The organism is Streptomyces milbemycinicus, from assembly GCF_002154605.1.
Taxonomy (GTDB): domain Bacteria; phylum Actinomycetota; class Actinomycetes; order Streptomycetales; family Streptomycetaceae; genus Streptomyces; species Streptomyces milbemycinicus.
This window is the reverse complement of the sequence record NZ_MUNE01001103.1, coordinates 1-1,259: the sequence shown is the minus strand read 5'-3', so window position 1 is coordinate 1,259 and position 1,259 is coordinate 1. Positions and strand designations below refer to the sequence as shown.

General features: G+C 68.8%; 1 protein-coding gene. It reads right to left on the bottom strand.

All coding sequences use genetic code 11. The annotated features are described in order from the left end of the window. Window positions 1–1,259 (bottom strand): condensation domain-containing protein (locus CCN51_RS51340; protein ID WP_245881884.1); only part of this gene is annotated, 1,259 nt, incomplete at both ends.

The window sequence follows — 1,259 nt, the reverse complement described above, 5'->3', positions numbered from 1 at the left end:
CCGACAACCGGGCCCCCTCCATCACACTCTCGTGACGGCCGTGGGATTCCAGGTCGACCAGCAGTCCTTGTCCGGTGTGCTGGCCGCGGGCGGTGCGCCAGCGCATCACTGCCAGGGTCAGGGCGGTGAGGAGGACATCGTTGATGCCGGCGTGGAAGAGGGCGGGCAGGTCGGTCAGCAGGGGCTGGGTGTGCTCGGCAGCCAGCGTCACCGTCAACCGCCGTGCACCACTCGCGGTGTCTTGGGCGGGGTCCAGAGCGCGCGTGCCCATGAGCGGCTCGGGGGTGTTCGCTACGTTCTGCCACCAGGGCAGTTCCTTCGCCCACCGCTCGTCCTGGGCGGCTTCGGCCAGACCCGCCGCCCACTGCCGCAAAGAAGTCCCCACCGGCTGCAGCACGCACGGCGCGCCGGTGGTGGCTGCTTGCCAGGCGGTCTGGAGGTCGGGGAGGAGGATGCGCCAGGACACTCCGTCGACCACCAGGTGGTGCACCACCATCAGAAGCCGTCCCGGCACCTCAGGACCGGCATCGAACCACACCGCCTGAACCATCACCCCCGACGTGGGTGACAGCCGCCCGCGGGCGGACTCGGCCTCCACCGCGATGACCTCGTCCAGATCGTCGTCGGCCACACCGGTGACATCGACCCGCCGCACACACGTGGTGGCGTCGATCTGTCCGACAGGCGGGATGTCCAGATCCCACGTGGAGTCGTCGCGGACGGTCAGACGGGCACGCAGGGCGTCGTGGTGGTCGAGGACCGTCTGCACCGCAGTCCTCAGATGCTGCGTGCCCAGCCCGGGGGGTGCCTGGAGCAGGACACCCTGACTGAACCGGTCCACCCCACCACCCAGCTCACGCAACCGATGCACCACCGGCGTGAGAACAACACCACCCACCCCACCTCCGGGGATGCCGCTCCCCGCGTCCTCGGCCCCAGGCTCTGTGGCGATCTGGGCGAGAGCTTCCACAGTCCTACACTCGAACACATCCCGCGGCGTGAACACCAGACCGGCAGCGCGTGCGCGGGCGACGAGCTGGATCGAGACAATGCTGTCGCCACCCAAATCGAAGAAGCTGTCGTCGATGCTGACGTTGGGTGTGGCGAGGACGTCGGTGAAGAGTGTGCACAGGGTCTGTTCGCGTGGTGTGCGTGGGGCACGTCCGGTGGCGGATGGGGTGTAGTCGCGAGCGGGGAGGGCGTTGCGTTCGAGCTTCCCGTTGGGGGTGAGCGGCAGGCGTTCGAGAGGGATGAGTGCG